The organism is Bradyrhizobium centrosematis (assembly GCF_045571495.1).
GTDB classification, from domain to species: Bacteria; Pseudomonadota; Alphaproteobacteria; order Rhizobiales; family Xanthobacteraceae; genus Bradyrhizobium; species Bradyrhizobium centrosematis.
Genome location: NZ_CP120703.1, coordinates 2,503,409 through 2,522,752, shown reverse-complemented (window position 1 = coordinate 2,522,752; position 19,344 = coordinate 2,503,409). Strand labels below are relative to the sequence as shown.

At 62.8% G+C, this 19,344-nt stretch carries 22 protein-coding genes; 9 read left to right on the top strand and 13 right to left on the bottom strand.

All coding sequences use genetic code 11. The features are described from left to right. Positions 1–96: 96 nt before the first annotated feature. Positions 97–3,225, bottom strand: coding sequence for a LuxR C-terminal-related transcriptional regulator (locus tag P6U31_RS12075; RefSeq protein ID WP_407188564.1), 3,129 nt, complete (start codon positions 3,223–3,225; stop codon positions 97–99). Between the two features lie 111 nt (positions 3,226–3,336). Here P6U31_RS12075 and P6U31_RS12070 point away from each other — a divergent pair, with 111 nt between their 5' ends. After that, positions 3,337–3,678, top strand: coding sequence for a nuclear transport factor 2 family protein (locus P6U31_RS12070; RefSeq protein WP_407188562.1), 342 nt, complete (start codon positions 3,337–3,339; stop codon positions 3,676–3,678). Between the two features lie 172 nt (positions 3,679–3,850). On the opposite strand, the gene P6U31_RS12065 is transcribed toward P6U31_RS12070, so the two are convergent. The 3 genes from P6U31_RS12065 to P6U31_RS12055 form a co-directional block, all read right to left on the bottom strand. Continuing rightward, positions 3,851–4,360, bottom strand: a complete 510-nt coding sequence (locus P6U31_RS12065; protein ID WP_407188560.1) for a PRC-barrel domain-containing protein — start codon at positions 4,358–4,360, stop codon at positions 3,851–3,853. Between the two features lie 117 nt (positions 4,361–4,477). After that, a complete protein-coding gene (locus tag P6U31_RS12060) occupies positions 4,478–4,600 on the bottom strand; it encodes a hypothetical protein (RefSeq protein ID WP_407188558.1) in 123 nt (40 codons plus the stop codon). A 5-nt stretch (positions 4,601–4,605) separates the two neighbouring features. Further along, complete coding sequence (locus tag P6U31_RS12055) at positions 4,606–4,815, bottom strand: hypothetical protein (RefSeq protein WP_407188557.1); 210 nt, start codon at positions 4,813–4,815, stop codon at positions 4,606–4,608. A gap of 191 nt (positions 4,816–5,006) precedes the next feature. Here P6U31_RS12055 and P6U31_RS12050 point away from each other — a divergent pair, with 191 nt between their 5' ends. Continuing rightward, positions 5,007–5,408 carry a hypothetical protein gene (locus P6U31_RS12050; RefSeq protein WP_407188556.1) on the top strand — a complete coding sequence of 134 codons (402 nt, stop codon included), beginning with the start codon at positions 5,007–5,009 and terminating at the stop codon, positions 5,406–5,408. A gap of 85 nt (positions 5,409–5,493) precedes the next feature. Here P6U31_RS12050 and P6U31_RS12045 read toward each other — a convergent pair whose 3' ends face one another. From P6U31_RS12045 to P6U31_RS12030, 4 genes are all read right to left on the bottom strand, one after another. Beyond that, complete coding sequence (locus P6U31_RS12045) at positions 5,494–5,916, bottom strand: hypothetical protein (RefSeq protein ID WP_407188554.1); 423 nt, start codon at positions 5,914–5,916, stop codon at positions 5,494–5,496. 97 nt (positions 5,917–6,013) lie between these two features. Next, positions 6,014–6,289, bottom strand: coding sequence for a DUF1236 domain-containing protein (locus P6U31_RS12040; RefSeq protein ID WP_407188552.1), 276 nt, complete (start codon positions 6,287–6,289; stop codon positions 6,014–6,016). A 189-nt stretch (positions 6,290–6,478) separates the two neighbouring features. Further along, the gene (locus tag P6U31_RS12035) at positions 6,479–6,718 is read right to left on the bottom strand and encodes a hypothetical protein (RefSeq protein WP_407188550.1); all 240 of its coding nucleotides are present in this window, start codon (positions 6,716–6,718) and stop codon (positions 6,479–6,481) included. Between the two features lie 173 nt (positions 6,719–6,891). After that, positions 6,892–7,230 carry a hypothetical protein gene (locus P6U31_RS12030; RefSeq protein ID WP_407188549.1) on the bottom strand — a complete coding sequence of 113 codons (339 nt, stop codon included), beginning with the start codon at positions 7,228–7,230 and terminating at the stop codon, positions 6,892–6,894. 280 nt (positions 7,231–7,510) lie between these two features. On the opposite strand from P6U31_RS12030, the gene P6U31_RS12025 reads away from it, so the two are divergent. Both P6U31_RS12025 and P6U31_RS12020 read left to right on the top strand, forming a co-directional pair. Beyond that, complete coding sequence (locus P6U31_RS12025; RefSeq protein ID WP_407188548.1) at positions 7,511–7,915, top strand: response regulator; 405 nt, start codon at positions 7,511–7,513, stop codon at positions 7,913–7,915. Positions 7,916–7,937: 22 nt separating this feature from the next. Beyond that, positions 7,938–8,303, top strand: coding sequence for a response regulator (locus P6U31_RS12020; RefSeq protein WP_407188547.1), 366 nt, complete (start codon positions 7,938–7,940; stop codon positions 8,301–8,303). Between the two features lie 6 nt (positions 8,304–8,309). On the opposite strand, the gene rocF is transcribed toward P6U31_RS12020, so the two are convergent. Beyond that, positions 8,310–9,287, bottom strand: coding sequence for an arginase (rocF, locus tag P6U31_RS12015; RefSeq protein ID WP_407188546.1), 978 nt, complete (start codon positions 9,285–9,287; stop codon positions 8,310–8,312). Positions 9,288–9,533: 246 nt separating this feature from the next. On the opposite strand from rocF, the gene P6U31_RS12010 reads away from it, so the two are divergent. Continuing rightward, positions 9,534–9,794 carry a hypothetical protein gene (locus tag P6U31_RS12010; protein ID WP_407188545.1) on the top strand — a complete coding sequence of 87 codons (261 nt, stop codon included), beginning with the start codon at positions 9,534–9,536 and terminating at the stop codon, positions 9,792–9,794. 17 nt (positions 9,795–9,811) lie between these two features. Here the strand turns inward: P6U31_RS12010 and P6U31_RS12005 are convergent, their stop codons facing one another. Both P6U31_RS12005 and P6U31_RS12000 read right to left on the bottom strand, forming a co-directional pair. Next, the gene (locus P6U31_RS12005; RefSeq protein WP_407188544.1) at positions 9,812–12,553 is read right to left on the bottom strand and encodes an EAL domain-containing protein; all 2,742 of its coding nucleotides are present in this window, start codon (positions 12,551–12,553) and stop codon (positions 9,812–9,814) included. Positions 12,554–12,610: 57 nt separating this feature from the next. Then, positions 12,611–13,828, bottom strand: coding sequence for a FecR domain-containing protein (locus tag P6U31_RS12000; protein WP_407188542.1), 1,218 nt, complete (start codon positions 13,826–13,828; stop codon positions 12,611–12,613). A 129-nt stretch (positions 13,829–13,957) separates the two neighbouring features. Here P6U31_RS12000 and P6U31_RS11995 point away from each other — a divergent pair, with 129 nt between their 5' ends. The 3 genes from P6U31_RS11995 to P6U31_RS11985 all read left to right on the top strand — a co-directional run bounded on the left by P6U31_RS11995 (position 13,958) and on the right by P6U31_RS11985 (position 17,370). Further along, on the top strand, positions 13,958–15,754 hold the full coding sequence (locus tag P6U31_RS11995; protein ID WP_407188541.1) for a ShlB/FhaC/HecB family hemolysin secretion/activation protein: 1,797 nt from the start codon (positions 13,958–13,960) through the stop codon (positions 15,752–15,754). Between the two features lie 150 nt (positions 15,755–15,904). Beyond that, entirely contained in the window at positions 15,905–16,735 is an 831-nt protein-coding gene (locus P6U31_RS11990) for an alpha/beta fold hydrolase (RefSeq protein ID WP_407188540.1), read from the top strand. Positions 16,736–17,052: 317 nt separating this feature from the next. Next, positions 17,053–17,370, top strand: a complete 318-nt coding sequence (locus P6U31_RS11985; protein WP_407188539.1) for a c-type cytochrome — start codon at positions 17,053–17,055, stop codon at positions 17,368–17,370. 293 nt (positions 17,371–17,663) lie between these two features. Here the strand turns inward: P6U31_RS11985 and P6U31_RS11980 are convergent, their stop codons facing one another. Both P6U31_RS11980 and P6U31_RS11975 read right to left on the bottom strand, forming a co-directional pair. Continuing rightward, positions 17,664–18,005, bottom strand: coding sequence for a phasin (locus P6U31_RS11980; protein WP_128926959.1), 342 nt, complete (start codon positions 18,003–18,005; stop codon positions 17,664–17,666). Between the two features lie 143 nt (positions 18,006–18,148). Then, on the bottom strand, positions 18,149–18,334 hold the full coding sequence (locus P6U31_RS11975; RefSeq protein ID WP_407188538.1) for a hypothetical protein: 186 nt from the start codon (positions 18,332–18,334) through the stop codon (positions 18,149–18,151). Positions 18,335–18,987: 653 nt separating this feature from the next. On the opposite strand from P6U31_RS11975, the gene P6U31_RS11970 reads away from it, so the two are divergent. Beyond that, entirely contained in the window at positions 18,988–19,344 is a 357-nt protein-coding gene (locus P6U31_RS11970) for a hypothetical protein (RefSeq protein ID WP_407188537.1), read from the top strand.

Below are 19,344 nucleotides of genomic sequence, written 5' to 3'. Positions count from 1 at the left end.
ACTCAAAGGCGCCCCACCCGGTTCCGGCTTCCGCCAAGTGGTTCCCTGACCAACTCGCGCCGCCGGTCTCGTGGACAGTCAATGAGCGTGCGCGATTCAGATCAACCAGTCATGGAAGACGAGCCCGGCATGCAGACCGTGATCGCCGTGCTGCGCCGTATGTTGGTCCGGCGCGACCAGCATCATGTCGAGAAGCATCTGGGCGTCCTTGTCCTGACCTGGCGGTACATGCGGCTCCTTGAGCTCTTCCGGCGCGATCGCCGCGGCGAGCGGGGAAGGAATGACCTCGCCATCGAAGCGGAACACCGCTTCGTGGTCTGCGCCGCTCGTAAAAGCAATCTCAGCCGACTTGGCGGTTTCTGATCCAGCCGCACCGGAATACGCCGCTTGCTGTGCGTTTCCGTCTGCGGGTTGACCCAAATTGCCGTCGCCGCCGCCTTTTTCCATCGCTCTCGCGGCTTCCGGATCGTCCGAGGCCGGAGAATGCTGATTGCCGTCGCCGTGGTCGTCTGGATCGGGAGCGTGCGGCGAGTGGCCATGCTGTCCGCCGTCCGCGGTGACGACGTTCTGGTCCGCTTCCTGCGCGTCTGCAGAACTCGGGTGTGCCGAGTGGCCGTGATCGCTGCCGGCTTTCACGTCCGCTTTCGCTCCTGCCGCATTAATCGAAGCCGGGGACTGAGGGTCATTGTCATGGCCGATGCCGTTCTGCGGTGTGGCCCCCGTCTCGGCCACTTCGCCGGCCGCCCCCTTCGATGCCCCTTGTTCAGACGCATGATGCGCGTGACTGCCGCCCGCCACATCGATGACGTCTGCTGCTTGTGCATTGGCAGGGTCCTGGTGTTGCCCCTGTTCCGAGTTGCCATGCTCCACCGGCGTTGACGGTTTCTCGGCGGCCGACTCTCGCGTCTCCTTCGAGGCCGGAGCCTGGTGCTCGGTGCCCTCGCCGCCGCCGTTGCCGGCGTCAGTCAATTGTGGAGCAGGCTCTTTCGATTCTGGCTCCGAAGCGTGCCCAGAGTTCCCAGCGCCGGTGTCCGCGGCAGACGGCAGATCAGGCGGCACCCACTCGTTCTGCTGTGTCGAAGGAGCGCCGTCGCCCGCATTCATCGGCTCGCTCTTTGCGCTGAGCTTTTCAATGGCTGGAACGGATGCGCCCTGACCGAGCGCAGTTGATGACCCCTGAACCGACCCATTCGACGCAGCGGTGCCAAGGTCCGTCTTATCCGGCGGCTCGCTCGTGAAGACCCCGGCCTTTGCCGACGTCTCGAAGCCGGTCCGAACTTGCGCGAATTGGAAGCCGACCTCGCCGAGGGCAAGAGCGCTCCAAACTCCAGCCGCCCCGGTCGAGCCCTCAGCCAGATGAGGACTGCCCGTCGTCAGACCAGCCTCATCGGTTGCGATCGCCGACACCAGCGCTTGCTCAAGCTGCTCCAGCGTGACCGCGACAGCGGCACCTTCCGGCTGACCGACGTCAGCCTCCGCAATGGAGACGATCCCCTGCACATGAACTTCCATCAGGGCTCGATCCCCGACATCGAGGACGCGATCGGTCGTGTTCACATACACGATCGTCTCATTGGTCGCGGCATCGTAGACCCAAGCGAGGGTATGCGGCGGAATGGATTTGGCGGCTGCCGTCAGATGCAGCCAGGCCAGCGCTCCGAAGGCCGAAAGATTGAGCCGGCCTGGCCCGAATGCGACATCCACGACAGAGTCGGAAGGGCCCGACCTGGAAGCGATCGGAGCACGAAAAGCAAAGTCCTCGACGTTACCACCGATCAGCTGATCGCGGCTGGATCCAGCCGGACTGGAATCGAGACCTGCGTCCAACACGCCTGCGGATCTCTGAAGATTGAGGCCCGCGGCGTCCGGGCCGGCGTGGCCCTGAACGCCGACTTGCGCGATATCGCTGGCATCGGTCACGGAGACAGAATGCAATCCGAGATCATGGGACAGAGTATCCGGGGCTGATTTGTCTGCCTGATTGATCGCCGCCAGTTTCGTCGTCGCCATTTCTCCGAGGCTTGCCAAGGTGCTGTCGATTGATGCATGCGCCGGATCAAATGACTTCGCGACGGCATCAGACTCGCTCAGTGCGTAGATCAAGGCCCCGGCGAGAGCTGCGAAGGTGCCGTACCCACTATGAATGGTCGGATTGGCTGCAAACCGCGGGAATTGGTTCTGCGGGAACAGCTCGCTTTCAATTCGCGTGTCGCTCATTTGCTGCGGCAGGAGCGCGGCAGAACTCGGCGTGATCGATCCGGCAGGGGCGTAGCCCTTCCAAGGCTTGGCGCCCATGAACTGCTCGGCTGCGCGCAGGGCTTCGATTGCCGCCGCCGGGTCCATAACCTCGCTCGCCTTGGCAACAACATGCCTCTCTGCGAACGGCGGCGCCTCATGGGAATCCGAGACAATGAGGCGCTGGAGAATGGCCTTTTTCCACACCTCATAGCCGGGGTGCTCGCCGGCGTGACCGGGGCCTTCGGCGTCCGGAAACATGTCGCTCGCTTCGGAAGCCTTGAGCTCATCCGCAACAGCGAACGCCAGGAAGGCCAGCGCGAGTGCGCCGAAGGCGGAGGTGCGTTGCAACAGCGCGATGGTCGCAAGCACCGTGCGATTGGTGATCTCGAGCTTCTGAAAGATGTTGTAGAGGTGGACTTTCACGGTCCCCTGCGACACGTTCAGCTTGCGGGCGATCTCCTTGTTCGACAGTCCCTCGGACACCAGCCGGGCGATCTGACGTTCCCGATCGGTCAACAGCTCGAGCAGCTTTTCGATCTTGGCGTCGTCGCGGCTTGGCGAGAGATCACGCTGCTCCAGCGAGACACCGCTCTTCGTCATCAGCCGCAGCGCGTGCAGCATGTTGGCGGGCGCGACATATTTCGAGATGGCGCTGCAGGCGCCCGCAGCGATCGCCGCGGTCAGATCGGGGGCGACTTCGGTCTCGGTGAAGAACACCAGACGTGTAGAAAGCTTCTCAGCCTTTACGATCGCGAGGATTTCGGCAGCCGTCAGATCCGGCAGCGCGTCGGCAATCAGCGCGACGTCAGGTGTCAGACTCCTGATGGCTTCCACGCAGCCTGTCCCGTCCCTGGACGCTGCGACAACGTCGAAATCCTGTTGTGTCCCAAGGACCGACTTCAGTCCCTGCAGAACGATCGGTTGCCGATCGACGATCACAAGCCGGATAGGTTTGAGTATCCCTTGCCTGGCGGACGCGTCCAACATCGAGTTTGCCTCGGCCCGGTCCTCTATATCCTTCGGCATATGGCCGTGGCCGGGTGGCATACTAAAATTAGATCCGTCGATTTGGTTCCTCGACCTAAATCAGATGGGACAATGGAAGTGACAAATATCTCGTTTGACCCGATGGCAGCGGCGATCGACTGGCTCGATGCCTACCGGGCGGGTGATCTCGAAATGATCATGGCGCTCCACGCCGAAGATGCCGTGGTGCACTGCGGCTGTGCCGGCGTCCAAACCATCACCGGTCGCGAGGCGCTTCGCGCCTATTGGAGCGAGCACCTCAAAAAATACCCCGCGGGAATCTTGGACGACCTCACTCCCTCGGACAGGGGAACAGTCGTCTCTTATGTGACCAGCACTGGCGTCATGAGTGCGCTTCTGGCGTTTGACGCCGCCGGCAGGATCAAGCTGGTGGATTGCAGCCCCTTGCACTAGGCGGCGCTACCGGGCCTGCAGAGGCGATATTCCGCGCCGTGCAAAATTGGGCGCCTGGTTCGATGTTCTCGATGATACGACGCTCTCGCGGCTCGACGGTCCGCACTGAGGCGTTTCGAAAGAAAGAGGGCCTCCAGATGGAGGCCCTCGATCTCGATCACGTTCCGTCTTGTCAGTTGTAGTCCGAATATTTGAATTGCGGGAGCGCCTTTAACTGCTCCTTGTTGCCGCTCATGACGGCGTGGTCAGGGACCCAGTCGTGGGTGTTACGGCTGGTGGTGTTGGTCGAAGCCGTACCGGTCGTCGTCTCGCGCGAGGTGGTCGTATTGGTGGTCGAGCTGGTCTTGACCGGCTCTTCCACGAACTTCAGCTTGTCCATGGAGACGGCGATGTCGTGCTCGCCCATTCCCAGGAAGCCGCCGATGCCGATCACCACCGCGTTGATCTTGCCGCTCTTGTCGACCAGCAGTTCGTTGATATCGCCGAGCTTCTCGTTGGCCTCGTTGTAGACGTTCAGGCCCATCAGCTTCGAGGCGCGCCAATTGTCCTTCAACATCGTCTTGTCTGCCGGCTGCGCGCTGGCCGCGGGCGCGGCCGTGCTGGCGGGCGGGGTGGATTGCGCGAACGCGGCGCCGCCGATCAGAGCGCTGCTGATCAGAGCTGCAGCCAAAACTGTCTTCATCGATCGTCTCCTCCAGTGAGCCAGCATCCGAATGGATGCCCGCCCAAAAACGTCCGGACGTACCACTTGTTCCCTATTGAGCTGCTCGGAAGCCGAGCCGCAATCTGGCTGCTCGATCTAGCCCCCGAGGAAGATACGCAAGGCGATCACGATGACCGCAGAGATGACAAACGAAATCGCAAGCAGGGTCCAGGTCGGCCGCGTGCTTCTGCGGGCCACGCAGGCGACGAGCATCTTCATGCCCGTCAACATTCGTCCCTGGGAAGCCGGTGCAGGTAGGCGATGCCGAAGCTGGCGAGCTCTTCCGCATCGCTCTCGCGCTCTTCCCATCTCCTGTGCAGGTGCCGTTCCAAAAGACAGCGCCGGCTGTCGCGAGCGTCGACGTCGGGGTACCGCGCCCGGTACACTGTCCAGGCGGTCTCGGTGGCCTTCTTCAGAGCGACTTCATCCACCATGTCCTAGTCCGAAACGTCCCGGTCGCTTGCCAACTCAAGTCACTCGTAAAGTTTCCACTTTTTCCCGATTTATCGCGCAAAGGCGATGCCCCCTCGCCGCCGCGACCGGCAGCAACCATTGCTTATTCCTCCCGTTAGTTCAGGGGCAGAAGCAATGTCATGTGAAAGGTGTCTCGATGAAGAAGATTGCAATGTCAGCTCTGATGATCGGCGCGCTTGGTCTGAGCTCGATCGCAGCAACGTCTCCCGCCCAGGCGCATTGGCGAGGTTGGGGACCGGGCATCGCCGGCGGCCTGGTCGCAGGCGCAGTCATCGGCGGGCTTGCCTCCTCTGCCTACGGGTGGGGACCCGGTTACGGCTATTACGGCGGCCCCGGCTATTATGGCGTCGGCTATTATGGCGGTCCCTACGCCTACGACTACGGCTACGACGAGCCATATCGCTGGGGCGGCGGCTACACCACGACGTACTACACGGCGCCTGTTTCCTACGGCTATCGTTATCGCCGCGTGGTGCGCCCCGCCTACGCCTATTACGGCGGGTCGTATCCGGTCGTCCGGCGCCACTGGCATCGGCACTACCGCCATTGGTGAGACCGTCGCGTCGCTCAGTACACAACGAAGGCCGCGCTGGGGAAAGCGCGGCCTTTTTCCTTATGCCATCTGCCGACCTTTCCGCTCACCACCACCCGCCCGAGAATGGATCGTGCCGCTCGAAGGCAAGCCGGCGCTCAGGTGCCCTTTTCGGTGATTTGGACGAGCGCCTCGGATGGCGACGGGCCTCTGCGAAGACGCGGGCGGGCGGTTCTTTCTTGATCTGCCCGGTCCGCTCTGCAGGCATGGCGGCCATAGCCTCACCTATCTGCTGGGGAGGCAATTCAGAAATCGGCTCGGCTCGAGCGATGTTCGGCACGACGGCGCGGATGTTCGTGTCGAGTACGATTTTCTCCGGGAGTCTTCTTGCCGAGGTAATGCGGATGGTGGTCTTGTCGGGATCGGCCGCCCCGGCAAGTGCCACAGGAGCCGGCAAGTACCCGTCGGCAGCAATGAGCAGCGCCAGCAAGATCCCGCCGACGAAGACGAAGTATCGAATGATCGGCATGACGCCCGCTCGCAGGTGAAAATGAGGGGTCGGGATAGGCGGCGGGCCGCACCGGAAGGAGGCGCGTCGCCTGCTTCAGCGACCCGCCCACTTGGACTTAATCGATTTCTTGAACGACGGTGCGCGTCGACGGATCGACCAGCATCACGCGTTCGCCTAAATACACGTAGCGGTACTTGGTGAGCGAAGGACCCCAGTCCGCGGGCACGGCCTCGAGCTCGACCTCGCGCGGTACCGGCTGGCCCACGACGATCTTCTCACGGGTCTGCACGGGACGGACCTTGCGTTCGGTGACATAGGTTCGGATCTTCGCGCGATATTCCGGCTCGATCTGCACGGCGGCGGCATGGCCTGTGCCGGTGGTGGTCACCACCGTTGGACTGCGCCATTGCGCCAGTCGAAATCAGCGCGGCAGCAGCGCACAGTATCAGCTTCTTCATGGGGGATCTCCTCGCCGCAGGAGGCGGCGCTGCGAAAACCCGCGAATGTTGGCGAGGTTCCCAGGAGTTGCCACTTTTTCCCGGTTGAAGACCGGAGAGCACTGGCTGCCAGATGCGGCGTCTTACGCCGCGCCCCGATGACGAAAAACCGGAGCCGCCACTTTATCGGGCGGAACATGCGCCGGCGTGAAAATCGTCTCGGTTCGCTGAGCACGCTTGCAGTTGGGGCAGACGAAAAGATGAGCGATGATCGGCTGTGCAAGGTCTCGCAAGAGCTCCGAGCGAAACCATCGCGTCGCGACGCGGCAATTCGGGCAGTGCGGGACATCCAGCTGCCCCAGTGCTTCCTTCAGCCGCTCCATGCTCGCCCCCACTCTTCAGGAAGCAGTAGCAGAGTGCGGAGCGTCGTAACGTATCAAACGATACACATCGGCGAGGTGGAGCAAAAATCCCACTCGGTGTTCACCATGCGGGTGCAGCTTTGCCCCTCTTCATGACAACGAGCGCGCCCCGTCTCGATGAGGCGCGGCATTCGTTACGTTCGCGGCGCCGCTTGCGGAGGCGCAGCCGGTTGCTGCGAAGGTGCGGCGGGCGGTTTGGACTGCTCCGCTGGCGCAACAGCATCTCCCCCGCCGTGCGGCACACAGGTGCCGACGTTGCTCAGCAGTCTTTTCGCCTCAAGCTCGCGGGCCCTCTTGTAGTCGCTACGCCGGTCGATTCTTGCTGCAGCCGCGCGGTCCCAGGCGTCGAACGCATCGGAATAGTGCTGTCGCATTTGCGACTCGGCGGCAAGGCAGTCGCTGAACTTGTCGAAGACAAGATCGGTATTGACGGGCGCGACGCCCCCCACGAGGACCACAAGCATCCATTTCATGGTGTCCGCCTCCGTTCGCGCCTGCGCACCGGGAACGATAATGCGTCGGCAAGGTTCCGGCTGCGTCGCCACCGGTCGCCATGAAAAAGGCCCCAGCTCCCGGGGCAATTGGGGGGCATTGGAGCTGGGGCCATGCGGGGTCACCCTTGGGGAAGGGCACCGGGAAAACTTGGCAATCGCGGGAATGTTCCGTCGCAATTTGGCCGTTTGCGCTGGCTTTTCCGTTCCACGAATGGAACGAACGCCGCTTTGTACACTTTGTAACACATTGGGTAGCGGGGTGACCGTGGTAGCAGAATCTCCAGTCGTCCTTGTCATCGAAGACGAGGCTATCCTCCAGGCCCTCGTAGAGGACGCTCTCTCGGAGGGAGGCTTTCAAACCGCCACCGTGAGAACGGGCGAGGAAGCCGTGACGCTCCTGAAGGGCGGGCTCGTGCCTTATAGGGCTCTCGTCACGGACGTGAACCTGCTGGGGCGTCTCGACGGTTGGGACGTGGCACGAGCCGCGCGGGAAATTGATCCGCATTTTCCCGTGATTTACATGACGGGCGGCGCTGCCGATAAGTGGCCCGTACTCGGTGTGCCCAACAGCATTCTGCTTCAAAAGCCCTTTGCGCCGGCGCAAGTGGTGGCGGCTGTTTCCCAACTCCTGAACGCAGGCTCGCAGCAGACGGGACCTGCCTGAGGTCGAATCCGTGCCAGCTTCAGTGTTCCTCGTCGAAGATGAAGCGCTCATCCGCATGATGCTGGTCGAGATGATCGAAGAGGCAGGACATTCCGTCGTCGCCGAAGCCGGGGATCTCGACAAGGGAGCCGCCCTTGCAGCTGGCGCTGACTTCGATCTCGCGATCCTCGACATCAATGTCGGCGGCGAGACCATCGAACCCGTCGCCTCGGAAATTGCCGGTCGAGGCAAGCCGTTCTTCTTCGTCAGCGGCTACGGGTCGTCTGGGGTGCCGGATGCGTTCAAAGGAACTCCCGTACTGAGAAAGCCTTGCCTGCCAACCGAACTTTCGGCTGCCATCGATCAGGCACTGTCGCAAACTCCGAGCGGCAGCGCTCAAACGCCGTAGCCACTCTCACTCGCCCGGAGCGATCGCATTGCTCGGCGTCGGCCGATCGGTGATCTGCTGGCCGAACAGGCTGCCGATCAGCTCGACCGCCGTGCGCGCCGTCCGACCACGTTCATCCAGAAAGGGATTGAGCTCGACGATATCGACCGATCCGACCACGCCGGAATCGTGCAACAGCTCCATGATGAGGTGTGCCTCGCGATAGGTCGCTCCACCAGGCACCGTGGTGCCGACGCCTGGCGCCACGCACGGGTCGAGGAAATCGACGTCGAAACTGACATGCAGCACGCCGTTGCTCGCTTTGACCCGCTCGATCACGCGCCGGATCAGTACGGCGACGCCGAACTCGTCGATCTGGCGCATGTCGACGACCCTGATCCGGCGCGCGCGCATCAGCTCCTTTTCGAGCTTGTCGATCGAGCGCGCGCCGAACAGGTCGAGCCTGTCCGGACCGATCGACGCGCGGGGATCATCGCCGAGGAGACCGTCGAGGCCCGGCTCGCCACACAGGAACGCTGCAGACATGCCGTGCATGTTCGCCGTGATCGTCGTCTCCGGCGTGTTGTAGTCGGCATGGGCATCGAGCCAGAGTACGAACAACTCCCGTCCACGCTCCTGCCAATGACGCGCCATGGCATTGACCGATCCCATGGACAGCGTGTGATCGCCGCCAAGAAAAATCGGCAGCGCACCGGTTTTCGCGATCTCATAGCCTCTGCGGCTCAGAACGCGCGTCCAGCGCTGGATCTCGCGGTAGTGATTGGCTCTCTCGGGCGGCCTGTCGGTGAGGTCCCGGAACTCGCTGACAGAAAGATCGCCGTAGTCGACGACCTCAAGCTCCAAGCTTTCGAGCAGCGTCGCAAGGCCCGCAGTACGTAGCGCCGCAGGGCCCATCAAGGTGCCGCGCTGCGATGCCCCCATGTCGATGGGAGCACCCAGCAAGGCGATGCGCCGGGCTCGATCCGTCATGGTCCGATCGGTCACGGCTGCCTCCTGGCGTCAACAACACTGAGCCAGCCTAACAGAGATTCGCATCCGTCGTTTCACGGGGCTCACTGCGGGGGAACTAAATCCCGCGCGCTGAATTGCTCATCCAAGGCCGGCACCCGCCGTTAAACTACGGCGCCTGTCGCGGATAGCCAAAGGTCATCGGACCCGCTGTTCAAAACGAGCGCTCGCGCGGATAGCCAAAGGTGCCGGTCTTCATCGTCAGGCCTGGAGGTCACGCGCTTGAGCACCGAGATACCGCAATCCCCTTCCCAACCCGGCGTGGCCGAGCGTGCCATCGACGCGGCAACGGACGTATCCCGGACAATCGGTGAAGTCGCCGGAGGCCTGCATGCTGCTGTCGACCGTCTGACCGCGGTGGTCGAGGAATCGCGCAAGCCTGGCGGGGCTCTCGCGACCGTTGCAGCCATCACGCGCGAAGCTCCGCTTGCCAGCCTGTTCGTCGCTTTTCTCTTTGGCGTCGCAGTCGCGCGCCGGCGTTAGAAACCCGGACCGCTTGCTCAGGCCGCGCTGACAGCGTCGAGTTCACCTGCCAGGAATTGCTTTTCGAATGCTTCGGCGGGCATTGGGCGGCCGAAGAAATATCCCTGTCCTTCCTCGCATCCCATGCTGACCAGGAAGTCGGCCGTGGCCTTGTTCTCGATGCCTTCCGCCACGACGGTGAGACCGAGCTGCTTGCTGAGGCCGATCGTCGAGCTGACGATGGCAGCATCTTCGGAATTGGCCAGTAGACCAAACACGAACGAGCGGTCGATCTTGAGCCCGTCGAGGGGAAACTTCTTGAGATAGCTCAGGCTCGCGTAACCGGTACCGAAATCGTCGAACAGGACGCGGACGCCGAGCTCCTGAATTCGCTTGAAGATGGCGAGCACGCGGCGTTCGTCCTGCAGCAGGATATCTTCCGTGACTTCGATCTCGAGAAGCGATGGCGTCAGCCCTGACCTTTCGAGCAGCGCCGCTACCGAATCCGCGAGATCGCCAGACTGAAGCTGCGAGGGTGAGAGGTTGATCGCGACCCGCACGTTGCGGCCGAACAGCTCCCACGCACGCGCCTGACGGCAGGCGGTCTCCATCACCCAGTTCGCGATCCGCTCGGATAGCTCCGAGGTATTGACCACCGGCATGAACTCTCCCGGCGCAACATAGCCGCGCACAGGATGTCGCCAACGGATGAGCGCTTCGGCCCCGACCAGGCTGCCGTCGATCAGACGAACCTGGGGCTGGTAGAACAGTTCGAACTCGCCGCGATCAGCGGCAAGCGCCAGCTCACTCTCCAACGTCAGCCGGTTCTCCAGCTCCTGCCTGATCGCAGCCTCGAAGATCACATGGCTGCCACGCCGCGTCATCTTCGCCCTGCTGAGCGCCAGGTGACCGTTGCTGAGAAGATCGTCGGCGCTCTGTCCGCCTTCGGGATAGACCGCGACACCGACGCTGATTCTGACGCGGTGCCGGCGCGTGCCCGTCACGAGCGGTGCTTCGAACGCGCGCGCGATCCGCTCGGCGAACGCCACGACCGGCTCACTGTCGTCCGCTCCCTCGCGCGCAATGGCAAATTCATCTCCGCTGAGCCGCGCGACGGTCGCCATGGCTCCGGCCTCGTCCTGAAGCCGCGCAGCGACCGCCCGCAGCACCAGATCTCCTGCCGAATGTCCCCACATGTCGTTGATGCGCTGGAAGCCGTCGAGCCCGATCACGAGCAACGCGACCTCGCGAGGTTGTCGGTCCGCAGCCGCGATCATGCCGACGAGGCGAGCATGCAGCGTGTTGCGATTGGCAAGACCGGTCAGTGCGTCGTATTCGGCAAGATATTTGACGCGGTCGGCCTCGCGCTTGCGGACCGAGATGTCGCGCAGGATCGCGCCGTATTGAAAGCCGTCCGTTCCCTGCCAGCCCGAGAAGCTCGCCTCGACTGAGAAGGTTTCACCATTCTTGCGCCGGCCCTCGAACTCGACGACGACCGCTCCGCCCGGGACCAGCAGTGCCTGGCGCGCGGCGTCGTGCATGGACGGTCGCGCATGGCCGACTGCCGGCGCGGCGCACAGCGTTTCGAACGGGCGACCGATCATCTCGGCCGGCGTGTAGCCGAAGATCGCGCTCGCGCCGGGATTCCAGACCGTGATCTTGTGATCCTCGTCGGTGCAGACGAGGCCGTCGCCGAGCGACATCGCGATGCGATGAAACCGGCTCTCGGCGATGCGTCCGAGCAGGCTGCGGAAATCGATTTCGTCCAGCGCAATCGCGGTCAGATAAGCAATGATCGCGATATGGAGGAGCGATGTGTCGATGACGAGGGACCATCTTGCCTGCACGAAGATTGCCGCCGATTCCAGGGCTGCTCCGGCGGCCACGAGCACTGCGACGCGAATTCCCGGCGCGACGCGGCGCCACGACAATATCATGAGCAGGCAGATCACGCCCAAGCCGAGGATCATTCCGATATCGGACGTCCAGCGCAGCATCCGGCCCTGAAGGATCGATTCCGCGGCCAGCGCCTGGAGGACCGGCCCCGAGACGATCTTGCCGTTCGGAATGCTGAACCGGTCGCCGAGCTCGAGCGCCGTGGCGCCGATGATGACCTTCCTGTCTCTCAGCTTGTCGAGAGCAGCAGGATCGCCGCGCAGCACGTCGACATACGAGACGCTCGGAATCGAGCCCGCACGAATGCTGAAATCGATCAGGAAGGGCGGCCGCCGGTTGGCGTCTTGTCCGGCCAGCACGACGGCCATCGAGGGCAGCATGGCATCGCCGAGCTTCTCGCCGATGGGATAGCGGCGAACCAGCCCGTCGGACTCGACTGCGACGTTCACGACGGCCGGCCACGACTGGTTGCTGAACGGCTTCAAGGGGCGATTGATGTAGGCGGCGCCACCGTTTGGCGTCGGCTGCTTGAAGGACGGCAGGATCGTCGAGCCGCCGGCATCGCGGAGCGCGTTGACGAAGGCCTCGTCGGAAGCCGGATCGGAAGACGTGCTGAAATCGACATCGAATGCGACGTCCCCCGCTCCCGCCGCCTCCAGCCTGCGCAGCAGTTCCGCATGCAGCCTACGCGGCCACGGCCAGACTCCGATCTGATCGATGGATGGTGCGTCGATGGCCACCACGACGACCTTGCCGCTGGCCTCACGCGGTTGCCAGGCAAAACGCAGATCGGTGAGCGCGTTACGTAGGGCACCATGCCATCCCGTGGACAGCACGATCGCAAGCGCGATCACGACAAGAACATGCGGCCGATAGCGTTTCACCCGATCCTCCCACGCACCCACTCCGATGGGCGCGCCCCTCTGCCCTAGAAAACGACCTCAGCGTCTGCCGTAGGCATGACCATGGCCGTTGCTGCCGTTCCCGCCGCCATTTCCATTGCCGTTGCCGTTGTTGCCCCTGCCATTACCGGTGGCACCGTTGTTGCCGTTGTTTCCATTGTTGCCGGAATTGCCATTGCCGCCGCCGTTTCCGTTGTTGGCACTGGGGCTGTCGGTGAGGGCACCGCCTGTCGCTGCCGCACTCGCGGTAGCCGCACTTGGCACGCTGCTACCGGCCGTGACGGCACCGCTCGTCGTCGCGGCGGTCTGGACCGAACTGTTCGAGGCGGGCGAGTTGGTTTTGCTGTCGTTCCACACCGTCGCAGCGGTGGCGTTCGCGTTGCGGACCTGGCCTGGAACAATGGCGCCGTGGGCGAGCCCGCGCGTGACCTTGTGGACGTCCAGCTTGACCTCGCCGAGCGAGCTCGAGATGCGCACGACGCCGGCCCTCGAGCCATGGCCCCCTGCCGCCTGATGCGATTGCTTCGGCCCGCCGTCCACCTTGGTGCCCCTGTCGATCGGACCGAGCGCGTGGATGGCCTGGCCGTTCGCGGCGTTGCGCGGCGCGGACAGACCTGATTTCGGCACCGGCACACGGTCGATCGTCGGAGCGCGCGGCTTGCCGTGCTCGATCGGACTAAACGTCCCTGCACCGCTCAGGCTGAGACCGGGCTTGCCGTGCGCGAAGACGGTGGCCGCTTGCCCCCGCATGATCTGGGCCATCTGTCCGGTCCTGAAATCGGAGACTTCGACCTGGCCGCGGAGCACGCCGACCTTGGTGCTGCCCGCGTCCACCGTGACGCTGAAACGCGTTCCCTTGACCACAGCGGCGAGATAGGGCGTCTCGACCTCGAAATGCTTGACGTTGCGCTTCTCGACTTCGAGCAGGATCGAACCCGCCTGCTGGATGATGGTGGTCGAGAGCCCCTCCTTCTTCTCGGCCGGCAAGCCGACCACGGAATTGGGGGAGATCAGAATCGTTTCCTCGCCGCGGACGAGCAGGACCCGGCCATTGCGCCCGGTGCGGATGGTATTGCCGGGCTTGAGCGTCTCTTCCTGATTCAGCGAGACCTGTTGTGCGCCGTCGGTCGCGACCCACACCTCACCGGTCACCTTGCTGATCGACCAGACGCCATCATCGGCGGCGAATGCACCGCAAGCCGTTCCAAGGGTCAGCGCCGCCACAAAGGCGCACCGCATTCCAATTCTGCCGAGCATGACCTTCCTCAGTCCCGTTACGGGCGGATCTGAGGGGTATCCGAAATCACTCAAGAGAGGATTAGCAGGAAGCGGCCAGTGACAGAGCGGCATTAACCAATCATTGACCATAAAAAACTAAGAAAAATCATGCGACTAACGAGCCCTTACCGCCCCGCGGCGAGATCTCCGTCATACTACGGAGAAAGCTTCGCCGCGTGCCTCAAGAGGCGGGATCTCCTTACCGCATCAGTGCTGCTGGTATCGATTTTTGCGGGAGTTCCCGAGGCACTCGCTCAGCAGGCGAACCAGCCGGGTTTCGATCCGCGCCAGCCCGAGAAATACTTTGAAAACCAAACCGAACGGGAAACGCTGAACCGTCCGTCGATCCGGTTACCGACGGTCAGCCAGCCCGGCACTGGAGGCGATACCAAGCCGCAATTCGTCCTGCGCGCCGTTGACGTCCGGGGTGCCAACGCCGTCTCGCGCGATCGCCTCGCGGCGGTTTACCAGCCTTATCTCGGCAAGAAGGTCTCGCAGGCGGATCTCGCCGCAATCGCCGGCGCGATCAGCGATCTCTACCGCGCCGACGGCTTCCATCTGAGCCGGGCGATCGTGCCGCCGCAGGACATTGCCGACGGCCGGGTCCGGATCCAGGTGATCGAAGGCGCGATCGTGGAGGCCGAGCTGAAAGGCGACGGCGCCGAGCAGTTCGGCGTCAGGCCAATGCTCGGGCCGGTTCTGGCCGAGCAGCCGTCGCGCCTTGCAACGCTCGAGCGCCAGCTCTTCCTGATCAACGGCAGGCCGGGGGTCCGAATCTCGGATACCGCGCTGGAGGAGATCGGCGGCGCCACCGGCCGCTTCCGCCTCATCGTCTATTTGAAGACCTGGCACGTCTTCTCGTCGTTCAGCCTGGACAATCTCGGATCATCCTCGGTCGGCCCGTGGCAGACCTATGCTACCGGCGCATTCAATTCGTATCTCACGCCCGGGGACACGCTGGCCGTCAATCTGTCGAGCATTGCCAACGATCCTCGCGAGCTCGGCTTTGCGCGGCTGTCCTATGACGCCCCCGTAGGTGTCGACGGCGTACGCCTCGGCGCTTCCGTCCTCTACAGTGCGGTCCGGCCGGGCGATGCCCGCCGCCTCGACAGCGACATCACAACGACCGAGGTCTTCGAGCTGCGGGCCGGTATCGTTCCGCTGCAATCACAATCCTCCACGCTCACACTGACGGCGGCGACGACCTTCAGCAATGTGTCCGAACACGACCTGTACGGCCCCTGGTACAACGACCACATCAGGACGGCGAGCCTGACCGCCGACTACAGGCTGCAGGATCAGTTCGGCGGCACCAATTACACGACTCTGACCTACCGCCAGGGCCTCGACGTCTTTGGCGCCTCGCATTTCGGCGACGATCTGTTGTCGCGCGACGGCGCCTCCTCGAACTTCTCGGTGCTGAACCTCTGGTTCACGCGCTACCAGACGCTCAACGATGCCTGGTCGCTCAAGCTCGCCGCGGCAAGCCAGACAGCGTCGCGGCCGCTGTTCACCTCGCAGCAATTCTACCTCGGCGGCGCGGCCTTCGGACGGGGCTATGGCGCTGCCCAGATCAGTGGTGACAATGGCCTTGCCGGCTCGCTCGAACTGCGCTTCGATCAGAAGCTCAATTTCCGCTACTTTACCGGTTATCAGCTCTACGCTTTCGGCGACGCCGGCGCCGTCTGGAACGACGGATACCGTTTGAGCGATGGCCTGTCGCTGACGTCGGCCGGAGCCGGTGTACGCTTCTTCCTGCCAGACGATCTTCAGGCCGATCTCGGCGTGGCCGTGCCTTTGAGCTACCGGGCGCCGGACAATGAGCGCCACAGCCCCCGCTTCCTGTTCACGCTGTCAAGCGCATTCCGGCTCTGCCCCGAGCGCGGCAGGTCGGGCTGCCTTTAGCCACCGTTTACGCAGCTCGCGCCGACATGCGGCCGTTTTGCGGCCTTGTTCACAGACTTGCCTAAATTTAATCCCGTAACCTGCTCACGATCACTCGATCCGGGAATTCCCAATGTCCATGTTCAGCCAAACGTGATTTGAGACCGAGCCATGACGAGGGTGTTTGCAATCCTGGCGTTTCTGTGCGTCCTCGGCGCCGGGGAATACCTTGTCGTTAGCCGGTTCGCGATCCGCCATGAGACTTTGGCGCTGTACGACGCCTCGCGGCAGCGGCCGATCTCGGTCGAATTGGCGGTACGACGCGATTACGAGACCAAGGCCAACCTCGGTCTCTGGAAGCTCCCGCTCGCCGTCATCAGCAACGGCAACACCGTCAAGGCGACCGAATATTCCTTCCTCGCCAATGTGCTCGCCGCGCGCGGCTATCTGGTTGCGAGCATCCAGCAGGACCTGCCGAGCGACCCGCCGCTGATGACTCATATCGGTCAGCAATATGTCGGCCGGCGCGAGGTCTATATCCGCTGCGAGGCCAACATCCTCTTCGTGCTGGACGCATTGAAGCGGCAGCAGGAGAATGTCGATTACGACCACATCACCCTCGTCGGCCACTCCAACGGCGGCGACGTCTCCATGTATGTCGCCCATCAGCATCCGGAGCTGGTGTCGAAGGTGATCACGCTTGACAATCTCAGGGTGCCTTTCGTGCTCAACGACGGCATGAAGATCCTGTCGTTCCGGTCGAAGGATCCGCATTTCGTGACCGATCCCGGCGTGCTGCCGACGCCGGAAGAGGCCAAGGCGCGCGGTATCGACATCGTCCACACCGGCGCGCAGCACACGGACATGAGCGATCGCGGCCCCAACGCGGTCAAGGAGAAGATCCAGGAAACGCTCGATCGCTTCCTGCGTGACAGCGCCAGCAGCGCTCTCGCGCCGGCCGATACGAAGAGCCCGATGATCATGAATCCGGGGGACTATTAGCCGGGAACGCCTTGCGGCAGATCAAGGCGGCTCCGAAGCGGCAGGGTAGAAAACCCTATGGCCTCGGAGAAACACGTGTCGCATTATATCGAACGTCTTGATACGAAAGGTCTCGATACGAGAAGTCTCGATGCAAGCAGTCTTGACGCAGGAAGCCTTGGTCTCCCCGCGGCGAGAATGCCGGCACCCGTGCGGCACCTCTATCGTTCGGCCCGCAAGCTGCTGCGGTCGATCGTCGCTCGCATTGATCTCTCACAATTTCCGGGATCATGCTGCGGATAGGCATGGCAGTCGCAAGAATGCATGAAGGTCATCCTATGCACGCGCATTTGAGACGAAGCTGCCTGCTGCTTGCCTTAACATTGAGCGTAGGCGCGCCCTCTGCACTCGCAGCCGATGCGGATCACGGGGCCGACCTCGCCAAGCGCTGGTGCGCAAGCTGCCATATCGTTGCGAACGGCCAGACCCAGGCGAGCGCCGACGTCCCCTCCTTTGCCTCAGTCGCGAGAAGGCCGGACTTCAATGCGGAACGGCTCGCCTTCTTCCTGCTCGATCCACACCCGAAGATGCCGAACTTCCCCTTGAGCCGGACCGAAGCCGGCGACCTCGCGGCCTATATCGCATCGCTGCGCTAGAGCATGATCCGGAAAAGTGCGAAGCGGTTTTCCGGAAAGGTCATGCGCAAACAACAGCCTGAAGCGCGATGATGATTCATCCGGATCTCATCCGCGCTTGAGTCGCGCGCCGAGCACGATAGCTGCTCCAAATAAAAGATCCCTGACGGAGGACCGACAGGGATCAGCAGAAGGGATGCCGGACGGCGAATGTGGTCACTCGGTGGCCCGTCATAGATCTGCACCAACATCGAAGTGCGGATCGCCGCGCCACGCAAGATCAATTTGTGGGCACGCTGTGCACAAGCTGAGAATCAGGATTTGCCCTTGCCCGGTTGCATGAGACTGCCGGTCATCTGGCGCATGTGATCTCCGGCGCTGGTGAACTGGCTGCGCAGGAAATCGGACTGGATCCGCATTGCTTCCTGAAGGTCGGTGGCATGAACCAGCTTGCGCGCATGCTCGAAGGCCGACTTCATGTTCTGCTCGGTGAAGGCCAGCGCCTGCTTTGAGACCTCCGTCCCCGCGCCCGGAACGGAAGACATCGATTTGGTGGCGGCTTCGAAGAACATCCCGAATGCTTTTTCCGCCTGGTCGATCGTCTTCTCGGCCAAGTCGCGCAGTTCGGCTGGAACTTCGAGCTTCGGTTCGATCATGGTCGCACTCCTCCCGTTTTCCCAACTGAATACCACACTTGCCGGATCGCCTTCCAGCGGCCAGCTCGTGGGGACACCTCGCCGGTGGCGCGGCTCCGGGCAGGATGAGAAAGCGACAGTAAAGGACCGGCGCGCGGGCGGGCTCAGGACAAAGGGTGCTCGGGAAGCGCTTCTTCGGTGGCGAGGTCTTCGACCAGCTTGATGACCTCGAAACGCTGTCGTGGCGCGAGCTTCAGGAACGCGCGGAGCAAGCGAAGACTTTCGACCGTGCCGCTTGTGGGCGCGCCGAGCTTGAGGTGCAGTTCAGCCGCGAAATTGAGGTTCTTCATTCCGCACCTATGACAAGCATCGGCCTTCGTGATCCAGTCAAGAACCGAACGCCGTAACAAGACGCCACAACAGGACCCTATGGCGACGAACTCTCGGCCGGGTGGCCCCGACCGGCTGGCACGCTGAACGACATGTCCACACGACGGGCTCAACCAGATGGTTGCAACTATGCCAAGGAACAACCCGCCCGGCAAGTCCAACGGTGTACCGTGCGATGCCTCGCCTGCATCGCACCACGGCGATTCCGGATAACAGGAATATCGACCGCCGTCACCCACCTGCGTCAAGAAGCGGCATCAATCACGCACATAGCCCCGATCGCTGTCAATTGGCACAATGTTTCGGCTTGCTTCCGACATGAACGGAGGCCGGCCGCGCATTAGCGCTTTCGGGTTGCATACACGTAATTGTTGAGTCCTATCGCGGCGGTTGTATCGGCGATGGAACGACGATCAATCCTCCAGGCCAATCTCCAGCGTCTCGATCCCGGCGCACGGCAGTCGCCTTGAGCATCGTCGGTCTGGATACGTTCCCGCCATGAACCGTTGTCCATGAGCGAACGACCAAGCCGTTGCGGCACAGTCACGCAGACAACGGGCGCCATGGCTGAAGACTTCTCGATTCGGGCGCGCGTCAGCACAAGGACCACGGCATGATTTCTCCCAGCGATCTCATCAAGGGCGCCGCGTTCACGCTCTTCACCCTTTCGATACAAGGCGCATGGGCGCAGGAGACCAAGATGAACCTGTTCAAGATCATCACCACCAAGGACGAAATCGTGGTGGGATTGTCGGTTGATGAGCTTCAGACGCTCGGCGGTCATGATGCGAGCGCCGTTGCGCACGCGCTGGCGCAGAAGGGCGATCTCACGGTCTGGCAATACAACGTGCATCGCGGCCCGAACGGCGAATTGCAGCAGGCGCCGACCGCCAAGATCGGGCTTCTGGCCAACGCCTCGCTCCGCGTCGAGCCCTATACGACGCCTTACCAGATCGTACCGCATCCATAA